Here is a 24936-nt window from a genome sequence, read left to right as displayed (position 1 = left end):
TTCCATATTGACTATGGATTGGAATTATTATTTCATATTGCCGGCGCCACGCTGCCGCTCGCGCGTGTTACCCAAGACAACAAAGCCGATGGGAGGTTCGAATGGGCGAAGCCGTGGAAGCGAAATATTCGCCGCTCGACATCATCACCATCGGCCGCGCTTCCGTCGATCTCTATGGTCAGCAGATCGGCTCGCGCCTCGAGGACATTACTTCCTTTGCCAAATCGGTCGGCGGCTGTCCGGCCAATATCGCGGTCGGTACTGCCAGGCTCGGCCTGCGCTCGGCGCTGCTCACCCGCGTCGGCAATGAGCAGATGGGCCGCTTCATCCGCGAGCAGCTGAACCGCGAGGGCGTTTCGGTCCAAGGCCTCAAGACCGATCCGGAGCGGCTGACCGCCCTGGTGCTGCTGTCGGTCGAGGATGAAGGCGTCTCGCCGATGATCTTCTATCGCAGCGATTGCGCCGACATGGCGCTTTCGGAAGACGATATCGATGAGGCGTTTATCGCTTCGGCACGCGCGGTCGTCGTCACCGGCACGCATTTTTCACGGCCCAACAGCGACGCCGCCCAGCGCAAGGCGATCCGTGTCATGAAAGCCAAGGGCGGCAAGGTGGTGTTCGACATCGACTACCGCCCCAACCTCTGGGGTCTCGCCGGCCACGCCGAAGGCTTCGAGCGCTATGTGAAATCCGACCGCGTCTCGGCGCAGTTGAAGACGGTGCTGCCCGATTGCGATCTCATCGTCGGCACCGAAGAGGAAATCATGATCGCCTCGGGGGCAGACGATTGCCTGAGCGCGCTGAAAACCATCCGCTCGCTGTCGGCGGCAACCATCGTGCTGAAACGCGGCGCCATGGGCTGCATCGTCTATGACGGGCCGATCAGCGACGACCTCGAGGACGGTATCCTCGGCAAGGGATTTCCAATCGAGGTCTACAATGTGCTCGGCGCCGGCGACGCCTTCATGTCGGGCTTCCTGCGCGGTTGGCTCGGCGAGGAAGGCCTGGCGACAGCGGCGACCTGGGCCAATGCCTGCGGCGCCTTTGCAGTGTCGCGGCTGCTCTGCGCACCGGAATACCCGACTTTCGAGGAATTGCAGTTCTTCCTGAAAAACGGCAGCAAGCATCTGGCGCTGCGCAAGGACGAGGCGATCAATCACATTCATTGGGCGACCACGCGCCGGCGCGACATCCCCTCGCTGATGGCGTTCGCCTGCGACCACCGCGTCCAGCTGGAGGATGTCGCGGCAAAAGCCGGCGCCGATCCGTCGCGAATCCCAGCTTTCAAGGTGCTGACGGTCAAGGCTGCGGCCAAGGTCGCGGCTGGCCGCGCCGGCTACGGCATGCTGCTCGACGAAAAATACGGACGCGAGGCGATGTTCGAATTCGCCCACCATTCCTTCGCCTGGCTCGGCCGGCCGGTCGAGTTGCCGGGTTCGCGGCCGCTTCGCTTCGAGTTCTCGCAAGACATAGGTTCGCAACTGACCGAATGGCCGGTCGACCACTGCATCAAGTGCCTGTGCTTCTATCATCCCGACGATCCCGCGGCGCTGAAGAGCGAACAGCAGCAGAAACTGCGCGCTTTGTTCGAGGCCGCGCGGAAAGTGGGCAGAGAACTTCTGGTCGAGATCATCGCCGGCAAGCACGGCAGGCTCGACGACATGACCATCCCGCGCGCGCTCGAGGAACTCTACGCACTCGGCATCAAGCCCGATTGGTGGAAGCTCGAACCGCAGGCATCGGCCGGCGCATGGGCAAAGATCGAGGCGGTGATCCTGAAGAACGATCCGTGGTGCCGCGGGATTGTGCTGCTTGGCCTCGAAGCGCCGCAGGATGAATTGGAAGCGGCCTTTGCTGCCACCGCCAAGGCGTCTATCGTCAAGGGCTTTGCCGTCGGCCGCACCATCTTCATCAACGCGGCCGAACAATGGCTTGCCGGCAAGATGTCAGACGATGAAGCGGTTGCCGACATGGCATCTCGCTTCGAGAGACTGACCGAGGCATGGCTTGCGGCGCGCGGCCGCAAAGCAGCATAAGAAGGCGCGGCATAAGGACTGCGGAGGAACCGACATGACCAAGACAATCCGCCTGACGATGGCGCAGGCGCTGACCCGCTTTCTTGCTCGACAGATGACCGAGATGGACGGGAAGAAAGTGCCGATCTTCGGCGGCGTCTGGGCGATCTTCGGCCACGGCAATGTCGCCGGCGTCGGCGAGGCGCTCTACCAGGTTCGCGACGAACTGCCGACCTTTCGTGCCCATAACGAGCAGGCAATGGCGCATGCGGCGATCGCCTACGCCAAGGCCAATTTCCGCCGTCGCTTCATGGCCGCGACCAGTTCGATCGGCCCCGGCGCGCTCAACATGGTGACCGCTGCGGCACTTGCGCATGTAAACAGGTTGCCTGTCCTGTTTCTGCCAGGCGACGTCTTCGCCAATCGCATTCCCGATCCCGTCCTGCAGCAGGCCGAGGATTTTTCCGACGGCACGGCGACGGTCAATGACTGCCTCCGCCCGGTTTCGCGCTATTTCGACCGCATCACCCGGCCGGAGCAGATCATGCCGGCGCTCAACCGCGCCATGCAGGTGCTGACCGATCCCGCCGAATGCGGCCCGGTGACTCTGGCGCTGTGCCAGGACGTGCAGGCCGAGGCCTATGACTACCCCGAGAGTTTCTTTGCCGAGCGACTCTGGACGCCGCGACGGCAGCGCCCGGACCGCAACGAACTGGCGGCCGCAGTCGCGGTACTCAAAGCGGCGAAAAAGCCGCTGGTGATCGCGGGCGGCGGCGTACTCTATTCGCAGGCGTCCGAGGAGTTGGCAAAACTGGTGCAAGGCGCCGGCATTCCAGTTTGTGAGACGCAAGGCGGCAAATCCTCGCTCCCGGACGATCATCCGTTGAACATGGGCGCGGTCGGCGTTACCGGCACTTCGGCGGCCAACAGGCTGGCCGAAGAGGCCGACGTCGTGCTTACCGTCGGCACCAGACTGCAGGATTTCACCACCGGCTCCTGGGCATTGTTCAAGCATGCCGGCAGGACCATCATCGGGCTCAACGTGCAGCCTTTTGACGCCGGAAAGCACCAGGCGCTGCCGCTGGTCGCCGATGCGGCGGAAGGGCTCGCCGAACTCGCTGCGGCGCTGAAAGGCTGGAAAGCCCCTTCAGACTGGACCGACAATGCGATCACGGGCAAGAAGAACTGGCAAGCGGATGCCGACAAGGTGACGGCGTCGACCAATGCCGCCTATCCGTCCGACGCGCAAGTGATCGGCGCAGTACAGCGCGCCATGGGCTCCGGCGTGATACTGCTTCATGCCGCCGGCGGCCTGCCGGGCGAATTGCACAAGCTCTGGCGGGCGGGCGGGCCCGGCTCCTACCATGCAGAATACGGCTTCTCGACAATGGGCTATGAAATCGCCGGCGGGCTTGGCGTCAAGATGGCCAAGTCGGACGAAGAGGTCGTGGTGATGATCGGCGACGGCTCTTACCTGATGCTCAATTCCGAGATCGCGACCTCGGTGATGATCGGCCTCAAGCTGACCATCGTGTTGCTCGACAACCGCGGCTATGGCTGCATCAACCGGTTGCAGATGGCGACCGGCGGCGCCAACTTCAACAATCTGCTGAAGGACGCCCGTCACGAAACCTTGCCCGAGATCGACTTCGCCGCGCATGCTGCGAGCATGGGTGCGATTGCCGAAAAAGTGCCATCGATCGCCGGGCTGGAAACGGCGCTGGCGCAAGCGAAGAAGAACACGCGAACGACCGTGCTGGTCATCGACACCGACCCGCTGGTTTCGACCGAGGCCGGTGGAAGCTGGTGGGATGTCGCAGTGCCGGAAGTCTCGGCACGGCCGCAAGTGAATGCGGCGCGCAAGAAATATGAGGAAGCGCTGAGCGGGCGGGTTCTTTAGCCATCCGCGAACGCGCCTCGAATGTCTGAAACTGGAGTGACGACTTGAAAGCCAAACTGGGCATGTCCCCCATTGCATGGTGGAACGACGATCTTGCCGAACTCAGCGATGATGTGTCGCTGGAGGAGTGCCTGCGCCAGTCGCGCTCGGCTGGCTTCACCGGCATGGAAATGGGCCGCCGCTTTCCCAACGATCCGGAGATCATGCTGCCGATCCTGAAAGAGGCCGACGTGACGCTTTGCGGCGGTTGGTTCTCCGGGACGCTGGTCAATGAGGATATATCGGGGAATAAGGATCGCATCCAGCCGATGATCGACCTGTTCAAGGCGGTGAATGCGCCCTGCATCGTCTATGGTGAAGTCGGCCGCTCCATCCAGGGCGACCGCTCCAAGCCGCTCGCCACCAAGCCGAGGCTTTCGGACGATGAGATGAAAGCCTACGCCCGGCGGCTCACGCAGTTCGGCGAATGGTGTGCAGAGCAAGGCATGCCGCTCTCCTACCATCATCATATGGCGGCAGTAGTTGAGACCGAGCCGGAGCTCGACGCTTTCATGCGCTATTCGGGCGAAGGCATTCCGCTGCTGCTCGACGCCGGTCACCTGGCCTTTGCCGGCGGCGATGTGCTGCGCGCGATAAACAACCACCACCGGCGCATCAACCACGTGCATGTGAAGGACGTACGCATGGAGGTGATCCAAAAGCTGGATCGCAACAAGCAATCGTTCCTCGACGCGGTGGCACTTGGCGCCTTCACCGTGCCGGGAGATGGCTCGCTGGATTTTGGCGCCATCGTCCAGAGGCTCGCCGACCATGGCTATGAAGGCTGGTTCGTGGTCGAGGCCGAGCAGGATCCGAAGAAGAACCCGCCGCTCAAGATGGCGCAGGTCGGCTACAAGGAATTGATGCGGGCTATGACGGCGGCCGGCTATACGGTGGAGACACAGGGCTTTCCCAATGCTTGAGAGTTCGCGAGGAAAGGTGTTGATCCGATGAAAGACTCCGAGCACCCGTTTTTCCGGCCGCTGTGGCGGCGCGTCGCCGTTGTCGCGGTCTGCCTGGTCTGGTCGGTGATCGAATTCGCCACCGGCACGCCGTTCTGGGGCGTGATCGCGCTCGGCTTCGCCGGCTATGCCGTCTGGCAGTTTTTCTACCTCTACAAGCCGGCTGACGAGGACGAGCCATCGGCAGACGCCAAACCGAAGGAATGACCATGTCGAAACTGCTCGTCAAAGCCAATAAGGGCCACGGCCGCATCGCCCATGTGACGCCGCAAAGCGCCGGCTGGACCTATGTCGGCTTCGATCTGCATCGGCTCAGGCCCGGCGAGAGCGCTTCCGGGCAAACCGCGGATCGTGAGGTCTGCCTGGTGTTCGTCACCGGCAAGGGCAAGGCCAAGGCCGGCGGCAAGGATCTCGGCTTGCTCGGCGAACGCATGTCGCCCTTGGACGGCAAACCTTGGTCGGTCTATGTGCCGCAGGGGTCGGAGTGGTCGGTGAGCGCCGATACCGATCTCGAACTTGCCGTCTGCTCGGCGCCAGGACTGGGCGGCGGTCTGCCGGTCCGTGTCATCGGGCCCGACGATCTCGGCCAGGAGGTTCGCGGCAAAGGCACCAACACGCGCTATGTCACCAACATCCTGCCGGAGGGCAAGCCGGCCGATTCCTTGCTGGTGGTTGAGGTCATCACACCCGGCGGCCACACATCGAGCTATCCGCCGCACAAGCACGACCAGGACAATCTGCCGGCTGAATCTTATCTCGAGGAGACCTATTACCACCGTCTCAACCCGCCACAGGGCTTTGCTTTCCAGCGCGTCTACACCGATGCCGACGAGAACGGTGCTCGTTCGCTCGACGAGGCGATGGCGATCGAGGACGGCGACGTCGTGCTGGTCCCCAAGGGTTATCACCCCTGCGCAGCCTGCCACGGCTATGATCTCTATTATCTCAACGTCATGGCCGGACCGAAGCGGACGTGGAAATTCCACAACGCGCCCGAGCACGAATGGCTGATGAAGGCCTAACCATTTCCCCTTCGCCCCAACCGCTGGTCCAAGCGAAAAATCGTCGGCTAACGACCCGGCTGTGTGGTTTTGTTACCGAAAACGCCGCAAAGCTTCGTCAATTCGTCATGGAAATCACCTATGGCAGCGGGGCTGACGAGGACTTTCGATGCGCTACGCGATCTATTTCACCCCCCGACAAGACGAACCGCTGGCACGGATCGCCGCCAACTGGCTCGGCCGCGACCCATTCGGTGCCGCCACAAAGCCGGTCGAGGCTGCGGGCGAGTTGTCGGCGGCAGAAGTTGCCTTCCACACCGCCTCGGCGCGCCGCTATGGCTTTCATGCGACACTGAAGGCGCCCTTCAGACTGGCCTCCAACGAGACGGAAACGTCGCTTCGTGCAGCACTCGACGATTTTGCCGAGGCGACGCCGGTGGTTACGATCCCGCGCCTCGTCGTCAGCCAGATCGACGGCTTCTTCGCGCTGTTGCCGGAAGTACCGCCGCCGGCGCTCAACCGCTTCGCCGACGACGTGGTGCGCGACTTCGACCGCTTCCGCGCGCCGTTGACGGAAGCCGAGATCGAACGGCGCAGCCCCGATTCGCTGAAGCCCGACGAGTTCCGCAATCTGTGCCAGTGGGGCTATCCCTATGTCTTCGAGACGTTTCGCTTCCATATGACGCTGTCCGGCCGGGTGTCGTCACAGGAAAGCCCTCGTCTTCGCCTAGCAATCGACAGCCTGTTTGCGGACGTGCTGCAACGGCCGGTGGCGGTGGACGCGCTGACGCTGTTTGTGGAAACTGAACCGGGTGCGCCGTTCATGGTGCTGTCGCATCACGCGCTCGGGCGCCGCCCGGCCAGAAGAACTGCCTAAATGACTATTTGCTTTAACCGCATGGTGCGAAGCCAATTCATTTTCAATTGGCTGCAAAATGCTGCAAGGACTGCCTGAAATGACTGCCGAGACCGTTCTTGACAATGCCCGTATTGTGCTGGCCGACCAGATCGTCGAAGGGTCGATCGTGCTGCGCGATGGGGTGATCGCCGCCATCGATCCCGGCGCTGGCCGCAGCGGCGAGGACATGGGCGGCGACTTCATCATCCCTGGCCTGGTCGAGCTCCACACCGACCATCTCGAAGGCCATTACGCGCCGCGGCCGAAAGTGCGCTGGAACCCGATCGCAGCTGTGCTCGCGCATGACGCCCAGGTGGCGACCGCCGGCATCACCACCGTGCTCGACGCCTTGCGTGTCGGCATGGACGAGGATGCCGACCTGACGGCCGCCGACATACGCAAGCTGGCCGACGCGATCGAGGACAGCGTGCAGCAGGACCGGCTCAGGGCCGACCATTTCCTCCATCTGCGTTGCGAGGTTTCGGCGCCGGACTGCCTCACGGCCTTCGCCAATTTCGACGGCGACGAGCGGGTCAGGCTGGCGTCGCTGATGGACCATGCGCCCGGACAGCGCCAGTTCGTCAATTTGGAAACCTACGCCTATTACTACCAGCGCAAGCTGAAGCTGACCGATCACGATTTCCAGAAATTCTGCGAAAAGCGGATGGCGGAATCGGCGAGGAATTCGAGCCCGAACCGCAGCTTCATCGCCGCTGCCTGCCAAGAGCGCGGCATCGTGCTCGCCAGCCATGACGACGCAACCGTCGGCCATGTCGACGAAGCGATCGAGCAAGGTGTGCGCGTCGCCGAGTTCCCGACCACTGAGGAGGCGGCGCGGGCTTCAAAAGAGGCAGGGCTCGGCGTATTGATGGGCGCGCCGAACGTCATGCGCGGCGCGTCGCATTCGGGCAATGTCTCGGCCCGCACGCTGGCCGGCGATGGCCTGCTCGATATCCTGTCGTCGGACTACATTCCCTTCAGTCTGATCCAGTCAGCCTTCTTCCTCGGCGACGTGGTCGAGGGCATTTCCTTGCCACAGGCGGTGGCGATGGTCTCGAAGAACCCGGCCGAGGCGGTCGGCCTCAGCGATCGCGGTGTCATCGAGCCCGGCCGGCGCGCCGATCTGGTTCGCGTGCGCGTCGACGACCATGTCCCGGTCGTCCGCACGGTCTGGCGGCAGGGACGCCGAGTCGCATGATGGTGTCGGCATCGGTCGAGCGTGAATTGTCCGCTACGGGATTTCCGATCCGCGACGGTGTCTTCGTCGCCGTCGTCGGGCCGAGCGGTGCCGGCAAGGACACGGTGATCGGCTATGCGCGCGCCGTGTTTGCCGACGAGAGCCGGCTGGAGTTCGTGCGCCGGGTGATCACCCGGCCGAGCGATGCGGCCACCGAGGATCACGATACGCTAGCCGATGCTGCCTTCGTCGAGGCCGAAGCGGATGGCGCCTTCGCCATTTCCTGGGAGGCGCATGGCCTGCGCTACGGCATCCCGGCCGAAGTCGACTGGTCAGTCTCCAACGGCCGTGTCGCGATCGCCAACGTCTCGCGCGCCATCATCCCGGCGCTGCGGGAGCGCTACGCCAATCTGGCTATCGTCGAGATCACGGCTACACCGGAGATCCTGGCCGAGCGGCTGGCATTGCGCGGTCGCGAGTCGCGCGGCGAAGTGCTGGCACGGCTGGCGCGCAGTGCCAATGTGGCGCTGTCCGGACCGGGTGTCACCTCGATCGACAATAGCGGCCCTCGTGAAGCCGCCGGCGAGCGCTTCGCCGAGGTGCTGCGCAAGGCCATGGCCTTCTCCGACATGTCGGGCCTTATCTAAAGTAGCGCCCATCCGATGCATTCGGTATGGGCGCTACTTGTCTAACCGATATCTTTTTGGAAACCGGTATCCACTTTTCGGGATTATGGCCTCATGCGGCGTGCCGGTCCCGACCAGCGTGACGAGTATCCGTGGCAGTGGTTGTCGAAGGCTTCGCTGGCGCATCCGCTGGTGTATCCAGAACTGCAACGTGGTGCCGATACACCATCTCCCAGCCCTTCCAGCCGGTGAACAGCAGTATGCAGACCACTATGAACGACAAGAGCGCACCCCATGGGCGGACCGCGGCTTCGGCGCCTTGCGCATAGCGAAGGTAGAAATTGATCAGTGCCACAACGACCGCGGTCAAGTTGCCCAGCATGCGGTACCAGGCGTCGGACAAGGCGCGAATGCGCGGCTCGTTGAGGAAGTCGATAAAACCGGCTGTCGCAGCGAGAAGGGCCATTACTATGGCTGCCCCGATCAGCCACATCGATGCTCGTGCCCAGAAGGCATCGGCAGTCCCCCAGAAAACCAGGTCGGTGACAAACGCACCGACAAGAAACGCGACAGGAAAAGGTATCAGCATCGGGTGGAGGGGGTGAGTTCCTACTTTGGCGGTACTAACTGGATTCGTGGGCATGGAACGCCTCCGCGCAGCAAAGCTTAAATAAACGCTCAGATACGGGTTTCGTTCCAAATAGAGACCGACCTGAACTGCTGTCGCGAAGCTCCGGCTGACTCTTTCACGCCACCTGCCATGGCAGTCGGCGTATTTCATCCAGCTATTTTTGCGTCACTCAGCGGCAGCACCCGCCACGCCCTTGCGTGTGGCTCCCAGCATCCGCCGCCGCGCCCTGAACACGCCCCATTGCTGGTCGACCAGCACGCCGATGAGGATCACCCCGCCCATGACGGCGAAGTTGAGCGAGGACGGGATGCCGAGCAGGTTGACGAGGTTCTGCAGCTCCTGCAGCAGCACGGTGCCGAGCAGGACGCCGATCAGCGAGCCTTCGCCGCCACGCAGCGAGAAGCCGCCGAGCACCGCGGCCGCGATGGCATAGAGCTCGTAGAACTGGCCGTGGCTCGCCGGCGAGATCGAGCGTGTGTACATGGCGAAATAGATAGCTGACAGCGCCGTCAGCACGCCGCAGATGACATAGGCGGCCATGACGATGCGGCCGGTGCGGATGCCGGAATATTTTGCCGCTTCCTCGTTCTTGCCGATGGCATAGAGATAGCGCCCGAACACCGACCGGTGCAGCACCACCCACATGACGACGGCGATGACGATCAGTGCGATGAAGCTGTTCGGCACGCCCCAGGACCGCCCCGCCGTCAGGAACTCGAGTTCCGGGAAGTTCTGTCCGAAGGCAAAGCCGGCGGTGCCGTCGGCGGTGTAGAAGCGCGCCACGCCGCGATAGATCAACAGGCCGCACAAAGTCACCACGAAAGGCTGCAATTTGAGCCGGGTGATCAGCCAGCCATGCGCCAGCCCGATGATGCCGCCGAGCACCAGGATCAGCGGCAGGGCGACCGGCCAGGCCATGCCGCGCGTGGCGATGAAGTCGATGAACAGCACGCCGAGCAGCGCAACCACCGAGCCGACCGACAATTCGATGCCACCGGTGATGATGACGAAGGCTTGGCCAATCGACAGGATGCCGAACAACCCGATCAGGTTCGAGGTGTTGGCGAGATTGATCGGCAGCAGGAAGCGTGGGTTGATGATCGCCACCACCGCGCCGACCACCAGGATCAGGATCAGCAGGCCGAGATCTTTCTTGCTCATCGTCTTCTCCCAATGCCTGCGAACTACTTCGGCTGCTTGCCGACCGCCAGCAGCAGCACGTTTTCCTGGCTGAACCGGTCCTTGTCGAGAATGCCGGAGATCTGGCCTTCATGCATGACGGCGATACGGTCGGAAACGCCGATCACCTCCTCCATGTCGCTGGAGATCATCAGCACGGCGACGCCGGCATCGGCCAACGCCCGCATCAGCCCGTAGATCTCGGCCTTGGCGCCGATGTCGATGCCGCGGGTCGGCTCGTCGAGGATCATCACCTTCGGCTTCATCGCCAGCCATTTGGCCAGCACGACCTTTTGCTGGTTGCCGCCCGACAGCGTGCCGGTGCGCGTCTGGACGGAGGGCGCCCTGATGCCGAGATTGGTCTTCTGCTTCTCGGCGGTGGCGGATTCGGCGCCGGCCGAGACCAGCGAGCGCCGCGAATGCGCCGGCAGATTGGGCAGCGAGATGTTCTGGGCAATCGACAGGTCGAGCAGGATGCCGGTCAGCTTGCGATCCTCGGGGACGAGGAAAATACCGTTGGCCACTGCGTCCGCAGCCGAACCTAGAACCAGATCTTTTCCGTCAAGCTGGAACGAGCCGCCAAAGCTCTTGTCGATGCCGAACAGGACGCGCGCCAGCTCCGTCCGGCCGGAGCCGACGAGACCGGCGAGGCCGAGGATCTCGCCATGCCTGACATCGAGGTCGACGGGCCGGTCGGGATAGGCAGCGGTGCGAATGGCCTTGACCGACAGCGCGACAGAGCCCGGCGGGCGCGCCGATTCCGCGGCCTTCTCGCGCTCCTTCAGCATGCGGCCGATCATCAGCTTGACCATCTGGTCGTGATTGATGGCGCTCTTCGGCAAGGTTCCGGCGAGCATGCCGTCCCTGAGCACGACGACGCGGTCGGCGACGCGCTCGACCTCGTGCAGGCGGTGCGAGATGAAAATGACGCTGATGCCGTCTGCCTTCAGCGCCTTGATGACACCGAGCAGCTTGTCGGTTTCGGCGATCGGCAGGCTCGATGTCGGTTCGTCGAGGATGACCAGCCGCGCCTTGATCGACAGCGCCTTGGCGATCTCGACCATTTGCTGCTGGGCCAGCGACAGCGCCGACACCGGCGTATCGGCCGAGAAATTGGCGCCCACGCGTTTGAGCAGCGGCGCCGCCAGCGCTCGCAGCCTGGCGCGGTCGACCAGCCTGAACGGGCCGGCGCGCAGCGGTTCGCGGCCGAAGAAGATATTGGCGGCGACGTCGAGGTTCTCGAACAGGTTGAGTTCCTGGTGGACGAAGGCGATGCCCGAACCGATGCTGGCCTCGACGGTCAGACTGTCATGGGCGACGCCATCGACGGTGATGGTGCCGGTGTCCGGCCGGGTCACGCCGCCGAGGATCTTCATCAGCGTCGATTTGCCGGCGCCGTTTTCGCCGACCAGGCCGATGACCTCGCCGGGCCTGACCTCGATCGAGAACCCGTCCAGCGCGACAACGCCGGGATAGGTCTTGCGCACGCCGTCGAGGCTCAGGAACGGAGCGGCCGTGGATGCAACGATGGATGGATCGGAATAATTCATCACGCCTGACAGCAGCCGGTGAGCCGTTTTGGCCTCAGACTGACGGGCCTTGCGAGGCGCGTCAATAGAATCGCCGGCTCAGGGCGAACCCTTGAGCCGGCGCAACTTATTCGCTCAGTTTCCCGACATCGCCTTGAGGTTGGCGGCGTAGGCGTCGACATCGTCCTTGCCGATGATCTTGGTCGGCACGATGATCAGGCCATCGGCGGGAACGCCCGACTTGTCGCCCTCGAGATAGGCGGCCATCAGCTTCATGCCCTGATAGGCCCATTCGAAAGGCTGCTGTACGACGGTGGCGGCGACGGTGCCTTCCTTGACGCCGCCCAGCGTGATCGGATCGTCGTCGAAGCCGACGACGGTGATCTGGCCGAGCTTGCCGGCATCGCGCAGCGCTTCATAGATGCGCGGCGTGTTGTAGGAGTAGAAGCCGACCATGCAGGTGACGTCGGGGCTGGCGACCAGCGCGTCCTCGACGTTCTTCTTGGCGCGGGCCTGGTCGATGTCGTCGCCACGCACGTCGACCAATTCGATCTTGGTGCCGGCGAGGCCGTCCTTCATGCCCTGGATGCGTTCCTTGGCATTGTCGGCGCCGAGCAGGCCAACGAAGCCGAGGCACTTGCCGCCGTCGGGCATTGCCTTCTTGGCGATCTCTGCCGCCTGCTTGCCGGCATCGACATTGGAAGAGCCGATATAGGCGACACGCTTGGTCTGCGGTGCGTCGCTGTCAGTGGTGAACAACGCCGTTTCCGAGGCGATCTTGTTCAGCCCGTCGGTCGACGTCTTGGGATCGACGGCCGAGACCATGATCGCCTTCACACCGGCCGTCACCAGATCGTCCATCAGGCGCTGCTGGATGGCGACCGAGGACTGCTCCGGATATTTGAGTTCGAGATTGTAATTGGGCAGTTCGCCTTGAGCCTTCTTGACGCCGGCTTCGGCAGCCTTCCAGAAATCGGAAGCGCCGTTGACGACGAAGGCCAGTGTCGGCTTGTCGTCGGCCCGCGCAATTGCGCTGACGGACAGGCCGAGCAGCAGGGCCGCAGCGGCGACGGACGCATTTCGTATCGCAGATTTCATATTCAACCTCCCATTTGACTCAGTAATTTCGCTGATGATGAACGTGCCGGCGCGGCTTGGACGCCCTCCTCCTCAGGGTTTCGGCAGCGAAGAACGACGCCATTCCAGCCGCGATCGTCGACTTTAGAGACTCATTCGTCGTTCGTAAATAGTCCGATTTGTCTGACATTTCCTCGAAACGGCAGGCGAGCTCCGGCTGACGGGAACCGTCCGACACCAGGCTGGCTCGCGTTCCGAACACGCGCGGTCCGATGTCGTCCGGGCATGATGGATTGACGTTATAGGGATGCCAGATATTAGTAAAGAGTATTAGTTGATCGGGATACTCGCCACAAACGAGAGAGGCCTCCCCAGTCACAACCGTTTTGGATTGGCGACTAAAATCACCTGAGAGGGCGCTTATATCTATTAGTAGCGCTTCGCGTTATAAATGCGAGATTTGAGGGACGAATGACATGAACGAACCACTGCGCGATCCCATCCTTGAGGGTACCAGGCGGCGCAAGCCGTCCGGGAAAAACCCCAAGGGCCGCGTCACCATGACCGACATCGCCAGGGCCGCCGGCTGTTCGCAGGCGACGGTCTCGTTCGTCCTCAACAACACGCCAGGCATCAGGCTGTCGCAGCAAACCCGAGAGCGAGTGATTGAGACCGCACGAACGCTGGGCTATTCGCCGCCCGTGTTTTCTGCCTTGCGGGCCCCAGTTGCCGCATTCGACGGGCTGGATGGCGTGATCGGCTTTGCCGTCGACCAGTTGGCGACCAGCCCGGAGGCGGTCGTCGCCATTGAAGGGGCGCGGCAAGCCTCGTGGAACGCCGGCAATGTGCTGCTGGTGGCGCAAACCATGGGCGACGAGGTGATGGAGCCCCGGGCCATCGCGGCACTGACCAAGCGGGGCATTTCGGCGCTGATCTACATGACCATTTTCACCCGCGAGATCGTCGCGCCGGACTATCTCTACGGCCTCGACATTCCGGTCATCCTGCTCAACTGCTACACCGCCGACTATGCCTTCCCCGCCGTGGTGCCGAGCGAGATCGCCGGCGGCCAGAGCTCCACCCGCCACTTGATCGGCCATGGCCACCGGCGCATCGCCACCGTCACCGGCGAGCCCTGGATGCAAGCGGCGCAGGACCGGCTGAAGGGCTACCGCCGGGCGCTGGCGACGGCCGACATTCCGTTCGACCCGGCGCTGGTCGTCGAAGGCGATTGGTCGGCGAGCGCCGGCTATGCCGCGACCGTCAAGCTCTTGGCGCTGAAGGACCGGCCGACCGCGATCTTCTGCCAGAACGACCGCACCGCGATCGGCTGCTACGAGGCGCTAAAGGAGGCCGGCCTGCACATCCCCCGGGATATTTCGGTGATCGGTTATGACGACGAGGAGATCGCGCGGCATCTGTTCCCGCCGCTGACGACGTCGATCCTGCCGCATATGGCGATGGGACAATGGGCGATCGAGCAGCTCGAAGTCCCCGCTGCTCCCGGTCGTGGCCGCTATCCCATCACCAAGCTCGAATGCCCGCTGGTGGAGCGGGAGTCGGTTGGCGCTCTGGCGGGCTGAGGCGAGAGCGCCGGCGATCGACAATGGCACAGGCTTGACATCGGGCCCGGCATATACCCGATTGATTTCATGAGATTGCAAAGCTGCTACAATTTTCAGGACTTCCGCCGGCTGGCAAAACAGCGCCTGCCAGGTCCGATCTTCGATTATATCGATGGCGGCGCGGACGACGAGACGACGCTGCGGCGCAACACGGCGGCGTTCGAGGACTGCGATCTCGTCCCCAACGTCCTTGCCGGCGTCGGACAGGTCGACATGTCGGTCACCGTCATGGGCCAGAAGCTGGCGATGCCGGTCTATTGTTCGCCGACGGCTCTCCAGCGACTGTTTCACCATAGCGGCGAGCGCGCCGTCGCCGCGGCGGCGGAGAAGTTCGGCACGATGTTCGGCGTCTCGTCGCTCGGCACGGTCAGCCTGGAGGAAGTCCGCAAGCACAGGACGCCGCAGGTCTATCAGTTCTATTTCCACAGGGATCGCGGCCTGAACCGCGCCATGATGGAGCGCGCCAAGACGTCCGGCGTCGACGTGATGATGCTGACGGTCGACAGCGTCACCGGCGGAAACCGCGAGCGTGACCTGCGGACCGGCTTTTCCATCCCCTTTCGGCTTACGCTCGGCGGCATGATGCAGTTCGCGATCAAGCCGAGATGGGCTATCGACTATTTGACGCACGAAAAGTTCAGCCTGCCGCAGTTGGACGGCCATATCGATCTCGGCGGCGGAGCGCTTTCCATCAGCCGCTATTTCACCGAGATCCTCGAGCCGTCGCTGGATTGGAAGGACGTCGAAGACATGGTCCGCTTCTGGAACGGCCAGTTTTGCCTGAAGGGGATCATGAGCGTCGCCGATGCCAGAAAAGCCGTCGACATCGGCTGCACCGGTATCGTTCTGTCAAATCATGGCGGCAGGCAGCTGGACGGCTCGCGCAGCCCCTTCGACCAGTTGTCGGAGATCGTCGACGCAGTGGGCAACAAGATAGACGTGATCATCGACAGCGGCGTCCAGCGCGGCACGCATGTGCTGAAGGCCCTGTCGTTGGGCGCCAAGGCCGTCGGCGTCGGGCGCTACTATCTCTTCCCGCTGGCAGCCGCCGGACAGGCCGGCGTCGAACGGGCGCTCGGCCTGATGCGAACCGAGATCGAACGCGACATGCGGCTGATGGGATGCAGGTCGGTGGCAGAGCTTTCCAGGGGGAATGTGCGGTTTAGGTAATAGAGCCGGGAAGTGGCGCAGAGCATAAGCTTTTCGAAGTGCGAAACTATACCGACCTGCCGCTGCTCCTGCCGTCCGTTTCGAAGACAGCCTCGCCGGAAACAGCATCCGTATATCCGCCCTCAAGCTGCTGCAACGTATGCCGGAACCGATCAAGATTGCCCAGCATTTTGGGCCTGGCAGCGACCATGTGCTGAAAAGTGTCCCACTCTCCAATCGAGAAGAAGGCGCCATCTCCCGATTTGATGAGAGCCATTTTTCGCAATCCCTCGAAATTGCGCGCAGCGCTGCTGAACAGTTCGATGAATTCATCTTCACTACCCGGCTTGACCCGGAAGCGGACGCTGTTGAATGCCGTCATGTACGTTCCCCCGTGAAAGAACTCGAATATGCGAGGCCCTAACGCACCTCGAACCCTTCGAACAGGTGTACAGGAAAATCGGAAGGTTGGCTTCAGTCACCTCTGGCCGAAAGCCCCGTTTCTGGCGCTATTTTGCCAGGAAGAGGACGACGCTCGATCGCAATCGGTACGCCCTTCCGACCGGCAATGAAACGCGCTGTTAACGCCGTTCGCGGGTGACAGGATGTTGGCCGCAGTTCGAAGGTATAATCTGCGTCTCGCTGTCAGTTGCGGAGGCGAAAATGAATTTGCTTCGGATTGCGCTCTTGTGCACGGCCATGATCGAACTTGGAATGCCGGCCGTTCGCGCTGAGGATCGGCCTGTGCCGCAGAACAATAAAGCCGCAACAACGCAGCCGCCCGTTCATTGTGAAGGCCAAAATTGTCTCCCGCCGGCGAAAGATCCCGTGCAGGAATGCACTGGCCAGGATTGCACGCCAGGCCCGCCGACTGAACCGGGCCTGGAGATTAAGCAGGCCGACTGAGCAGCATTAGCTGACGATCTCCTTTTTGGCATGGATGGCGCTCAGCCCTCGCGACTTTCAGGCCACCGGTGGTAGATTCTGTTACCTATGTTCCCGGGGTAGGCATGAGTTTAATGGCGCGCCCGAAGAGATTCGAACTCCTGACCCCCAGATTCGTAGTCTGGTGCTCTATCCAGCTGAGCTACGGGCGCGCAACAGGCCATGCTTTGCATAGCCCCGCGATCCGATCCTGGCGACCGGCCGCGAATGTGAGCTGTTCCCTAGCGACTGAATTTGCGAAAAGCAAGCCGATCCTGGCCAAAAGTTTTGCCGTCATGTTTTGCCGTCATGCGCCGGCCGGCGAAGGCAAGATCGCGTCACGCGGCGGCCGAGCCGATAGGTCGTCGTCTTGGATCAGTCATTTGCCAATCGGAACGGCCCGTAACGAAACACGCCGTTGCACGGCGGCCGAGCCGATGGCTCGTAGTCTCGGACCAACCATTTGCGAATTGAAACGGTCCGTAAACAAACGGTTCGTTACGCCGGGCGGCGCAGACCGTTGCGGGCTTGGTCGAGCCGGACCGGCTGGTCGGGAATGGTGACCGCGAATGTGGTGCGGCCGCCGATGCTTTCGACCAGCTCCACCGTGCCGCCATGGGCGCGGATCAATTCATGGGCGATCGCCAGGCCAAGGCCGGTGCCGCCGCTGCGGGCCGAGCCGCGAAATGCCGCGAACAGGTTTTCTCTCGCCTTTGGCGGCAGGCCGGGGCCGGTGTCGGTGACGACGATGCGGCTGACGCTGCCGATGCGCTCGGCCGATATGGTCAAGCGGCGCACCACGGCGCTCTCGGTGTCGGCCGCCATCGCCTGCACGGCGTTGCGGCTAAGATTGGTGAGCACGCGGAACAGCTGGTCGGAATCGGCGTCGACCTCAAGCACCCGATCGACGGCGTTGACGAATTCGATGCCGCATTCGATGTCGAGCAGGCCCTGGACGTCCTCGACCAGCTGGCGCAGCCGCAGCCTGCGGCGCGACGGCGGCGGCTCCTGGGTGCGGCCATAGGCCAGCACGCCCTCCGAGTAGGACACCGCACGGTCGAGCGCGCGCAGCAGTTTTGGTGCGAAGGCCTGCACGGTCGGGTCCTTGACCTGGCGCAGGCGGTCCGACATCAGTTGCGCCGAGGCGAGGATGTTGCGCATGTCGTGGTTGATCTTCGACACGGCCAGGCCGAGATCGGCCAGGTGCTTCTGCTCGGTCAGCATCTTCTGCAGCCGCTCCTGCATCTGCGACAGCTCGCGTTCGGCGACGCCGATCTCGTCGGCCCGGGCGGCGGGGTGAATGATGCGACCGGGATCGTCGGGCGCCTCGGAAAAGGACAGCATCGAGCGTGTCATCGTCCTGATCGGGCCGATCATGATCAGGTCTATCGCGGCGTAGACCAGCATGGCGGTGAACAGCGAGATCAGCAGCGAGACGAAGGCGACGTTGCGCGAATAGATCAGCATGGCATTGCGCAGGCGGTGGTCGGGCATGATCAGCTCGAATTCTTTGTCGCTGTCGCCGACCGGCCCGAAAACGCGCAGCATCCGCTTGCCGCCGAAAAACAGCGTGTCCAGCGCGCCGGTCATACCCTTGATCATGCCGACATTGGCGATATCGATATGCTCGTCGACCTGCGGCGGCATTTCGGCCACGACCAGAAGCCGCGAGACGCCGCCGTCGCGCACGGCGATCGCCTTGGCGCCGATCGCCATCAGTACGTCGTTCTGGGCGGCACGCGACAGCGAGGCAGGTTCGCCCTGCACCAGGACGATGGAAACCGCGGCGGCGGTGCTCAGCCTCTCCTTCAGCCAACTCAGCCTGTAGCTGGCGATCCAGGGCACGAAGATGAGGATTTCGGCCAAGAGCACGAAGACGATGGTGAGCAGCAGCAACTTGGTCGACAGGCCGCGCGCCAGCGGCACCCTGCGGGTGGCCGCCTTCGCCTGGGCGATGCTTTCGTCGGTTGCTGGGACTTCACTCATGCTCGTCGTCACGGCTGCCTGTCATCACGGCTGCTTGTCTTAGGGACTGCTCGTCTTCACGATCGCTTGATCGGGTGAGATTAGGCGATTGCGGCTTTTTTGCCAAATTCATCCTTGGTCGAAGCCGGACAAAGGGCCGCAAGACTTCGATGCCGGTCCGACAATGCCGGCCCGACACGCTGGATTGACTTCCAAAACCCTTCTTTCTATAAGCCCGCTCACGCTCGGGCCATTCGTCCCGGCGCGGTTTCGATCGCGCCAAAACCGGCCCGGCAAAGCTCCTGTTACAAAGTGACAGAATCAAGAAGGGCCGCACCCCGCGGTATTTAAACAAATGAAGCGTACTTACCAGCCGTCCAAACTCGTTCGCAAACGCAGGCACGGTTTCCGCGCCCGCATGGCCACCAAAGGTGGCCGCGGCGTCGTCGCAGCCCGCCGCAACCGCGGCCGCAAGCGTCTCAGCGCCTGAGCACCAAGCGAGAGACAAGATCGTTGCCCGCAACCGGCAAGCCAACGGGTCCCCATCCCAAGCGGCTTCTGAAGCGCGCGGAATTCCTGGCCGTCCGCCGTGGCGAAAAGCGCCGCGGGCGGCTTTTCCTCGTCGAGGTCCTGGGCCGCGGCGACAGCGAGGCGCCGCGCGTCGGCTATACGGTCACCAGGAAGGTCGGCAACGCCGTCGTTCGCAACCGCATCCGGCGGCGGCTGAGAGAGGCCGTGCGCACGCATGCCGCGGATGACATGGTGCCCGGCAATGATTATGTCATCGTCGGGCGCGAAGACGTGCTTACGACTCCGTTCGGCCAGTTGAAGGCCGAACTCTCCCGCAGATTGCGTGGAACACGATAGGCCAAGGGCTTCGATGGAAAACAACCGCAACTTCTTCATCACCATCGCACTGTCGGTGCTGATCCTGGCGCTTTGGCAATATTTCTATGTGATGCCGCGCAGCGAGATGCAGCGCGAAGCCGCCCGCATCGAAGAGCAGCGCGTGGCGGAGCAGAAGAAGGCCGCCCAAGGCACCAGCCCGGGCGCCACCGAAACACCGGTGCAGCCCGGCGCCATTCCGAGCGCGCCTGGCGGCGACGCTGTGACGCCCGCCGGCCGCGACCAGGCGATTGCCTCGACCAGCCGCGTCAAGATCGACACGCCGAGCCTCGAAGGCTCGATCAACCTCACCGGTGCGCGCCTCGACGACCTCCGGCTCAAGCATTACAGGGAGACGGTCGACAAGACTTCGCCCGAGATCGCGTTGCTCAACCCGGCGTCCCTGCCGAACGGCTATTTCGCCGAGATCGGCTTTTCCGGCACGCCGGATGTGGGCAGGCTGCCCGGCCCCGACACGGTCTGGCAGACCGACGGCAATGCGACGCTGACGCCGGCGACGCCAGTGACGCTCACCTTCACCAACGACAAGGGCCTGACCTTCAAGCGCACCTTCTCTGTCGACAGCCAATATATGTTCACCGTGTCCGACACGGTCCAGAATGGGGGCTCGGCACCCGCGACGTTGTCGAACTATGGCCGCGTTACCCGTTTCGACAAGCCGGCTATCGCCAGCACTTATGTGCTGCACGAAGGCCTGATCGGTGTTACCGGCAGCGAAGGCCTGCAAGAGTACAAATACTCCAAGGTCGAATCGGACAAGGAATACAAGCCAGGCAAGTCGACCGACGGCTGGCTAGGCATCACCGATAAATATTGGGCGGTGACCCTGGTGCCGCCTGCCGGCCGCGAATTTCAGCCCAAATTCTCTTATTTCGAGTTCAAGAGCGGGCCCCACCCGCACAGCTACCAGTCCGATTTCCTGTCCGATCCGGTCACGATCGCTCCCGGGCAATCGACGACCGTGGAATCGGAGATATTCGCCGGCGCCAAGGAAGTTTCGACGATCAACGCCTATGAAAAGGACCGTCATATCCGCCAGTTCGACCTTCTGATCGACTGGGGCTGGTTCTATTTCATCACCAAGCCGATGTTCTGGCTGATCGACACGCTTTACAAATTCTTCGGCAATTTCGGTCTGGCGATCCTCGCCACCACCGTCATCATCAAGGCGCTGTTCTTCCCGCTCGCCAACAAGTCCTATGCGTCGATGGCTAACATGAAGAAGGTGCAGCCCAAGATGCTCGAGATCCGCGAGAAATACGCGGACGACAAGATGAAGCAGCAGCAGGCGATGATGGAGCTCTACAAGACCGAGAAGATCAATCCGCTCGCCGGCTGCTGGCCGGTGGCATTGCAGATCCCGGTGTTCTTCTCGCTCTACAAGGTGCTCTACATCACCATCGAGATGCGGCACGCGCCGTTCTTCGGCTGGATCCAGGATCTGGCGGCGCCGGACCCGACATCGATTTTCAACCTGTTCGGGCTGATCCCCGTTACCTTGCCGCACATGCTGATGATCGGCGTCTGGCCGCTGATCATGGGCGTGACGATGTTCCTGCAGATGCGCATGAACCCGACGCCGCCGGACCCGACGCAGGCGGCGATCTTCACGTGGATGCCCGTGATCTTCACCTTCATGATGGCGGGTTTTCCGGCCGGCCTCGTCATCTACTGGGCCTGGAACAACACGCTGTCGATCCTGCAGCAGGGCGTGATCATGAAGCGGCAAGGCGCCAAGATCGAATTGTGGGACAATCTGGTCGCGCTGTTCCGCAAGAAACCGTCGCCGGCGGAATAGCCGGCGCTCCGATAGTGCGAAACCAGAAAGCCCCGGCTCGTCCGGGGCTTTTTGCACAAGCTGCCCGCCTGGATTAAGCGATTGGTACTGCCGGACGGATCGCGCTATTTTGACCTGGCTGGCAGTTGCCGACGGAGCTCGATATGACCGGACCCAATCCATCGATCAAGCATCCGATCCCGTTGCACACGCGCGTCGGCTTTCTGAAGCCGCTGGTGACGGCGCCGAATATCGAGATCGGCGACTTCACCTATTATGACGACCCTGACGGACCCGACAAATTCGCCGAAAAATGCGTGCTGCATCATTATCCGTTCATCGGCGACAGGCTGATCATCGGCAAGTTCTGCGCCATTGCCGAAGGCGCGCGCTTCATCATGAACGGCGCCAATCACGCCATGTCCGGCTTTTCGACCTATCCGTTCAACATCTTTGGTCACGGCTGGGAGGAAGGCTTCGACCCGGCGACATGGTCGAAGGAGGTGCGTGGCGACACAATCGTCGGCAACGACGTCTGGATCGGCATGGAAGCGGTGATGCTGCCGGGCGTGAAAATCGGCGACGGCGCTATCGTCGCGGCAAAGTCGGTGGTGACGCACGATGTGCCAGCCTATGCGATTGTCGCCGGTAATCCGGCCAAGGTGGTGAAGATGCGCTTCGACGACAGGACCATCCGGCGGCTGCTGGCGCTAGCGTGGTGGCACTGGCCGGTGGAAAAGATCAGCCGCAATCTCGATGCCATTCGTGGCAGCAACATTTTTCTTCTGGAGGCAGCGGTTTGAACGCGTTGAACAAGACCACGATCGGCATCGAATTGTTCACGCGAGCCTGGATCTTCATCCGCGGCGTGCCGGCGATGAAATTCCTGCCGCCGGAGGGTCCACCCGAGATCGCCTTTGCCGGCCGCTCCAATGTCGGCAAATCGTCGCTGATCAACGCGCTGGTCAACCAAAAGGGGCTGGCGCGCACCTCCAACACGCCGGGCCGCACGCAAGAGCTCAATTATTTCGTGCCTGGCGGATTTTCGGGAGAAGGCGCCGATCTGCCGCCGATGGCGCTGGTCGACATGCCAGGCTATGGCTACGCCACGGCACCGAAGGAAAAGGTCGACGAGTGGACGAAGCTCGTGTTCGACTATCTCAAGGGCCGGGTGACGCTGAAGCGCGTCTACGTGCTGATCGATGCCCGCCATGGCATCAAGGCCAAGGACGACGAGGTGCTGTCGCTGCTCGACAAGGCGGCGGTGTCGTATCAGATCGTGCTGACCAAGACCGACAAGATCAAGGCGGCGGGGGTACCGCGGCTGATCGAGGAAACGCTCCAGAAGATCAAGAAACGCCCGGCGGCATTTCCCTTCGTGCTCGCCACGTCGTCGGAAAAGAGCGAGGGCCTCGAGGGATTGCGTGCGGCGATCGTGCTCGCCGCCAATGGCGGATAGGCCACCGACCCTGGCAGCCTGTCAGGCGGGGCTGGAGACCCGTTCCTGCTCTGCAAGCTGTTCGGTGCCGTAGGCCTTCAGGAACACATCGACGCCCGACCTGACGATGTGTTCGATCTCGGCCGCACTTGGCGCCTTGGTGCGATAGGCGAAAATGCACTGGCGGAAAAGACCGGCCAGGCACAGCTCGGTGAACTGATAGGCGGCAAGCTCGACGTCGTCGATCTTCAGCAGGCCGCGTTCGATAGCCATGTTGAGGAAAACGACGACCCTGTCATGGCCACGCTTCGGGCCGCGTTCGTAGAACCGGGCACCAAGCTCCGGGATGCGTTCCGACGCGCCGATCACCGTCCGCTGCGCTAGGATGACCCTCGCCGAAGTGATCTTCATGGACAGCACGATGCCGAACTTCACCAGCGTCTGGCGAAGGTCGCCAATCTGGTCGAGCACTTCGTACATGTTCTTGAAAATCGTGCCGCGCTCTTCCTCGATCAGCGCTTCGAACAGCTCTTCCTTGTTGGCGAAGTAGACATAGATGGTGCCCTTGGACACGCCGGCCTCGCGCGTAATGTCGTTCATCGACGCGGCTTCGAAGCCCTTATCGATGAAGACACGGCGCGCACCCTCGATGATCTGGCTGCGCTTGACCGGGTCTTGCCCCGCGGCCGGGCGGCCGCGCGGCAGACTGTCCAGCAGATCGCACTGGTCCTTGCCGGCGCTGGGCAATGGGCCTGAATCAGGCAAAGGAGCGGCCTTGGGGGCTTCGGCCATAATGTCACACCTCGTAAAATAATTCGAACCATCCGGTTCGATTGCTCTTGATATGGGCCTCTTTAAGCGCTAAGTCAATATCGAGATCGAACCGAACGGTTCAGTCTGACGAAATTCAGCGCCAGTTAATTTAGAGAGATATCATGTCCTCGAACGCGCCCACCAGTGCCGAAGTCCGCCCCTTCCCCAGTGCCAAGGTCCAGCCTGCGATCGAAGCGCCGGAAACCCCTCTCAAGCCCGCCGACGTCACCCCGCTGGCTCCCGCCAAGAAGAAGCGGTCGATGCGCTCGATGTTGCTGCCCATCATCGGCCTGGCCCTGCTGGGCGCCGGCGCCTGGTATGGCTATGATTACTGGACCGACGGGCGCTTCATGATCACGACCGACGATGCCTATGTCCAGGCCGACACGGCGTTCATCTCGCCAAAAATCTCGGGTTATGTCGATCAGGTCAAAGTGACCGAGAACCAGCAGGTGAAGGCCGGCGACCCGCTGCTGATCGTCGATGACGGCGACTACAAGATAGCCGTTGCCCAGGCCGAGGCGCAGATCGCCACGTTGAGCAAGACGCTCGACCGCATCGATGCCCAGACCGAGGCGGCGCGCGCCTCGCTCAAGCAGGCGCAGGCGCAGAAGACCGCCGACCAGGCCGCGGCCGATAATGCGAAGCGAGCTCAGGTTCGTGCCGCCCAGTTGCTCAAGACCCGCGTCGGTACCCAGGCCCAGTTGGACGATGCCCAGACGGCGGTCGAGCAAGCCAATGCCGCACTAGCCGGCGCCGACGCGCAGATCGCGGCGGCTCAGGCCAATATCGGCGTGCTTCAGGCGCAGCGGGCGGAATCGGCAAGCACGCTGGCCTCGCTGCAGCTTGCCCACGACAAGGCGGTGCGGGATCTGTCCTTCACCGTGCTGCGCGCACCCTATGACGGCGTGGTCGGCAACCGCTCGGTCGAGCAGGGCGACCTGATCAGCCCCGGACAGAAGCTCGCCGTCATCGTGCCAATGGACAAGCTCTACATCGTCGCCAACTTCAAGGAGACCCAGCTTGCCCGGCTGGTGCCTGGTGAAAAGGTCAGAGTGTCGGTCGACGCGATCGACGGTCAGGACATCGAGGGTACCGTGTCGTCGCTGGCCCCGGCTTCGGGAGCAGTGTTCTCGCTGCTGCCGCCGGAGAACGCCACAGGCAATTTCACCAAGGTGGTGCAGCGCGTTCCGGTTCGCATCGACGTGCCCGCGGATGTGCTGAAGACGGGCAAGCTGCGCGCCGGCCTGAGCGTCGTCGTCGCCGTCGACAGCCGCACGGCGCCTTCGGCATCGAAGTAAAGCG

Annotated in this window: 23 protein-coding genes and 1 tRNA gene; 16 read left to right on the top strand and 8 right to left on the bottom strand. The window is 62.6% G+C overall.

All coding sequences use genetic code 11. The annotated features are described in order from the left end of the window. Positions 1-101 precede the first annotated feature (101 nt). From NKI29_RS04150 to phnN, 8 genes are all read left to right on the top strand, one after another. Positions 102-2036 (top strand): bifunctional 5-dehydro-2-deoxygluconokinase/5-dehydro-2-deoxyphosphogluconate aldolase, encoded by a 1935-nt coding sequence (locus NKI29_RS04150; RefSeq protein WP_352724645.1) that lies wholly within the window; start codon positions 102-104, stop codon positions 2034-2036. Positions 2037-2070: 34 nt separating this feature from the next. Beyond that, positions 2071-3915: a 3D-(3,5/4)-trihydroxycyclohexane-1,2-dione acylhydrolase (decyclizing) gene (gene iolD, locus NKI29_RS04145; protein WP_352724647.1), complete on the top strand. Its 1845-nt coding sequence runs from the start codon at positions 2071-2073 to the stop codon at positions 3913-3915. A 44-nt stretch (positions 3916-3959) separates the two neighbouring features. Then, a complete protein-coding gene (gene iolE / locus NKI29_RS04140; RefSeq protein ID WP_352697239.1) occupies positions 3960-4877 on the top strand; it encodes a myo-inosose-2 dehydratase in 918 nt (305 codons plus the stop codon). A 27-nt stretch (positions 4878-4904) separates the two neighbouring features. Then, complete coding sequence (locus NKI29_RS04135) at positions 4905-5123, top strand: hypothetical protein (RefSeq protein ID WP_023677508.1); 219 nt, start codon at positions 4905-4907, stop codon at positions 5121-5123. Between the two features lie 2 nt (positions 5124-5125). After that, on the top strand, positions 5126-5938 hold the full coding sequence (gene iolB, locus NKI29_RS04130; protein ID WP_352568506.1) for a 5-deoxy-glucuronate isomerase: 813 nt from the start codon (positions 5126-5128) through the stop codon (positions 5936-5938). A 148-nt stretch (positions 5939-6086) separates the two neighbouring features. After that, positions 6087-6794 carry a DUF1045 domain-containing protein gene (locus tag NKI29_RS04125; RefSeq protein WP_352568507.1) on the top strand — a complete coding sequence of 236 codons (708 nt, stop codon included), beginning with the start codon at positions 6087-6089 and terminating at the stop codon, positions 6792-6794. Between the two features lie 79 nt (positions 6795-6873). Next, complete coding sequence (locus NKI29_RS04120; protein WP_352464729.1) at positions 6874-8013, top strand: alpha-D-ribose 1-methylphosphonate 5-triphosphate diphosphatase; 1140 nt, start codon at positions 6874-6876, stop codon at positions 8011-8013. Next, complete coding sequence (gene phnN / locus NKI29_RS04115; protein WP_352455997.1) at positions 8010-8639, top strand: phosphonate metabolism protein/1,5-bisphosphokinase (PRPP-forming) PhnN; 630 nt, start codon at positions 8010-8012, stop codon at positions 8637-8639. The genes NKI29_RS04120 and phnN overlap by 4 nt, the downstream gene beginning before the upstream one ends. Before the next feature lie 91 nt (positions 8640-8730). Here phnN and NKI29_RS04110 read toward each other — a convergent pair whose 3' ends face one another. From NKI29_RS04110 to NKI29_RS04095, 4 genes are all read right to left on the bottom strand, one after another. Continuing rightward, positions 8731-9261: a DUF2231 domain-containing protein gene (locus NKI29_RS04110; RefSeq protein WP_352795584.1), complete on the bottom strand. Its 531-nt coding sequence runs from the start codon at positions 9259-9261 to the stop codon at positions 8731-8733. Positions 9262-9414: 153 nt separating this feature from the next. Beyond that, a complete protein-coding gene (locus tag NKI29_RS04105; protein WP_352724648.1) occupies positions 9415-10410 on the bottom strand; it encodes an ABC transporter permease in 996 nt (331 codons plus the stop codon). Between the two features lie 23 nt (positions 10411-10433). Continuing rightward, a complete protein-coding gene (locus NKI29_RS04100) occupies positions 10434-11978 on the bottom strand; it encodes a sugar ABC transporter ATP-binding protein (protein ID WP_352568572.1) in 1545 nt (514 codons plus the stop codon). Between the two features lie 114 nt (positions 11979-12092). Next, positions 12093-13055, bottom strand: a complete 963-nt coding sequence (locus tag NKI29_RS04095; protein ID WP_023677500.1) for a sugar-binding protein — start codon at positions 13053-13055, stop codon at positions 12093-12095. 539 nt (positions 13056-13594) lie between these two features. On the opposite strand from NKI29_RS04095, the gene NKI29_RS04090 reads away from it, so the two are divergent. Beyond that, positions 13595-14617 carry a LacI family DNA-binding transcriptional regulator gene (locus NKI29_RS04090; protein ID WP_023677499.1) on the top strand — a complete coding sequence of 341 codons (1023 nt, stop codon included), beginning with the start codon at positions 13595-13597 and terminating at the stop codon, positions 14615-14617. A gap of 69 nt (positions 14618-14686) precedes the next feature. Continuing rightward, the gene (locus tag NKI29_RS04085) at positions 14687-15829 is read left to right on the top strand and encodes an alpha-hydroxy acid oxidase (protein ID WP_023677498.1); all 1143 of its coding nucleotides are present in this window, start codon (positions 14687-14689) and stop codon (positions 15827-15829) included. A gap of 46 nt (positions 15830-15875) precedes the next feature. On the opposite strand, the gene NKI29_RS04080 is transcribed toward NKI29_RS04085, so the two are convergent. The 3 genes from NKI29_RS04080 to NKI29_RS04070 all read right to left on the bottom strand — a co-directional run bounded on the left by NKI29_RS04080 (position 15876) and on the right by NKI29_RS04070 (position 18718). Beyond that, the gene (locus NKI29_RS04080) at positions 15876-16190 is read right to left on the bottom strand and encodes an antibiotic biosynthesis monooxygenase (RefSeq protein WP_023677497.1); all 315 of its coding nucleotides are present in this window, start codon (positions 16188-16190) and stop codon (positions 15876-15878) included. A gap of 638 nt (positions 16191-16828) precedes the next feature. After that, positions 16829-16905, bottom strand: a tRNA-Arg gene (locus NKI29_RS04075). A 325-nt stretch (positions 16906-17230) separates the two neighbouring features. Continuing rightward, positions 17231-18718, bottom strand: coding sequence for an ATP-binding protein (locus tag NKI29_RS04070; RefSeq protein ID WP_352795583.1), 1488 nt, complete (start codon positions 18716-18718; stop codon positions 17231-17233). A gap of 334 nt (positions 18719-19052) precedes the next feature. On the opposite strand from NKI29_RS04070, the gene rpmH reads away from it, so the two are divergent. From rpmH to yihA, 5 genes are all read left to right on the top strand, one after another. Continuing rightward, positions 19053-19187: a 50S ribosomal protein L34 gene (gene rpmH, locus NKI29_RS04065; RefSeq protein WP_008833937.1), complete on the top strand. Its 135-nt coding sequence runs from the start codon at positions 19053-19055 to the stop codon at positions 19185-19187. Between the two features lie 23 nt (positions 19188-19210). Continuing rightward, complete coding sequence (gene rnpA / locus NKI29_RS04060; protein ID WP_023677494.1) at positions 19211-19564, top strand: ribonuclease P protein component; 354 nt, start codon at positions 19211-19213, stop codon at positions 19562-19564. Between the two features lie 13 nt (positions 19565-19577). Beyond that, complete coding sequence (gene yidC / locus NKI29_RS04055) at positions 19578-21401, top strand: membrane protein insertase YidC (RefSeq protein WP_023677493.1); 1824 nt, start codon at positions 19578-19580, stop codon at positions 21399-21401. Between the two features lie 143 nt (positions 21402-21544). Next, positions 21545-22183, top strand: a complete 639-nt coding sequence (locus NKI29_RS04050; protein ID WP_023677492.1) for a CatB-related O-acetyltransferase — start codon at positions 21545-21547, stop codon at positions 22181-22183. Then, positions 22180-22839, top strand: coding sequence for a ribosome biogenesis GTP-binding protein YihA/YsxC (gene yihA / locus NKI29_RS04045; protein WP_031211985.1), 660 nt, complete (start codon positions 22180-22182; stop codon positions 22837-22839). Before NKI29_RS04050 ends, yihA begins: the two co-directional genes overlap by 4 nt. Positions 22840-22860: 21 nt before the next feature. On the opposite strand, the gene NKI29_RS04040 is transcribed toward yihA, so the two are convergent. Continuing rightward, positions 22861-23610: a TetR/AcrR family transcriptional regulator gene (locus NKI29_RS04040; RefSeq protein WP_023677490.1), complete on the bottom strand. Its 750-nt coding sequence runs from the start codon at positions 23608-23610 to the stop codon at positions 22861-22863. A 143-nt stretch (positions 23611-23753) separates the two neighbouring features. Here NKI29_RS04040 and NKI29_RS04035 point away from each other — a divergent pair, with 143 nt between their 5' ends. Beyond that, the gene (locus tag NKI29_RS04035) at positions 23754-24932 is read left to right on the top strand and encodes an HlyD family secretion protein (RefSeq protein WP_023677489.1); all 1179 of its coding nucleotides are present in this window, start codon (positions 23754-23756) and stop codon (positions 24930-24932) included. Positions 24933-24936: the final 4 nt, after the last annotated feature.

The organism is Mesorhizobium sp. M0678 (assembly GCF_040320505.1).
Classification (GTDB): domain Bacteria; phylum Pseudomonadota; class Alphaproteobacteria; order Rhizobiales; family Rhizobiaceae; genus Mesorhizobium.
This window is presented reverse-complemented; position numbering and strand designations above follow the sequence as displayed.

What these genes read in the sequence shown, in the direction of transcription:
- NKI29_RS04125 (WP_352568507.1), top strand. Translation starts at nt 6,087, where the DNA reads ATGCGCTACGCGATCTATTTCACCCCCCGACAAGACGAACCGCTGGCA.
- NKI29_RS04100 (WP_352568572.1), bottom strand. Translation starts at nt 11,978, where the DNA reads ATGAATTATTCCGATCCATCCATCGTTGCATCCACGGCCGCTCCGTTC.
- NKI29_RS04035 (WP_023677489.1), top strand. Translation starts at nt 23,754, where the DNA reads ATGTCCTCGAACGCGCCCACCAGTGCCGAAGTCCGCCCCTTCCCCAGT.
- yidC (WP_023677493.1), top strand. Translation starts at nt 19,578, where the DNA reads ATGGAAAACAACCGCAACTTCTTCATCACCATCGCACTGTCGGTGCTG.
- phnN (WP_352455997.1), top strand. Translation starts at nt 8,010, where the DNA reads ATGATGGTGTCGGCATCGGTCGAGCGTGAATTGTCCGCTACGGGATTT.
- NKI29_RS04080 (WP_023677497.1), bottom strand. Translation starts at nt 16,190, where the DNA reads ATGACGGCATTCAACAGCGTCCGCTTCCGGGTCAAGCCGGGTAGTGAA.
- NKI29_RS04135 (WP_023677508.1), top strand. Translation starts at nt 4,905, where the DNA reads ATGAAAGACTCCGAGCACCCGTTTTTCCGGCCGCTGTGGCGGCGCGTC.
- NKI29_RS04110 (WP_352795584.1), bottom strand. Translation starts at nt 9,261, where the DNA reads ATGCCCACGAATCCAGTTAGTACCGCCAAAGTAGGAACTCACCCCCTC.
- NKI29_RS04105 (WP_352724648.1), bottom strand. Translation starts at nt 10,410, where the DNA reads ATGAGCAAGAAAGATCTCGGCCTGCTGATCCTGATCCTGGTGGTCGGC.
- NKI29_RS04120 (WP_352464729.1), top strand. Translation starts at nt 6,874, where the DNA reads ATGACTGCCGAGACCGTTCTTGACAATGCCCGTATTGTGCTGGCCGAC.
- rpmH (WP_008833937.1), top strand. Translation starts at nt 19,053, where the DNA reads ATGAAGCGTACTTACCAGCCGTCCAAACTCGTTCGCAAACGCAGGCAC.
- NKI29_RS04040 (WP_023677490.1), bottom strand. Translation starts at nt 23,610, where the DNA reads ATGGCCGAAGCCCCCAAGGCCGCTCCTTTGCCTGATTCAGGCCCATTG.
- NKI29_RS04070 (WP_352795583.1), bottom strand. Translation starts at nt 18,718, where the DNA reads ATGAGTGAAGTCCCAGCAACCGACGAAAGCATCGCCCAGGCGAAGGCG.
- iolB (WP_352568506.1), top strand. Translation starts at nt 5,126, where the DNA reads ATGTCGAAACTGCTCGTCAAAGCCAATAAGGGCCACGGCCGCATCGCC.
- NKI29_RS04095 (WP_023677500.1), bottom strand. Translation starts at nt 13,055, where the DNA reads ATGAAATCTGCGATACGAAATGCGTCCGTCGCCGCTGCGGCCCTGCTG.
- NKI29_RS04150 (WP_352724645.1), top strand. Translation starts at nt 102, where the DNA reads ATGGGCGAAGCCGTGGAAGCGAAATATTCGCCGCTCGACATCATCACC.
- NKI29_RS04090 (WP_023677499.1), top strand. Translation starts at nt 13,595, where the DNA reads ATGACCGACATCGCCAGGGCCGCCGGCTGTTCGCAGGCGACGGTCTCG.
- NKI29_RS04085 (WP_023677498.1), top strand. Translation starts at nt 14,687, where the DNA reads ATGAGATTGCAAAGCTGCTACAATTTTCAGGACTTCCGCCGGCTGGCA.
- NKI29_RS04050 (WP_023677492.1), top strand. Translation starts at nt 21,545, where the DNA reads ATGACCGGACCCAATCCATCGATCAAGCATCCGATCCCGTTGCACACG.
- iolD (WP_352724647.1), top strand. Translation starts at nt 2,071, where the DNA reads ATGACCAAGACAATCCGCCTGACGATGGCGCAGGCGCTGACCCGCTTT.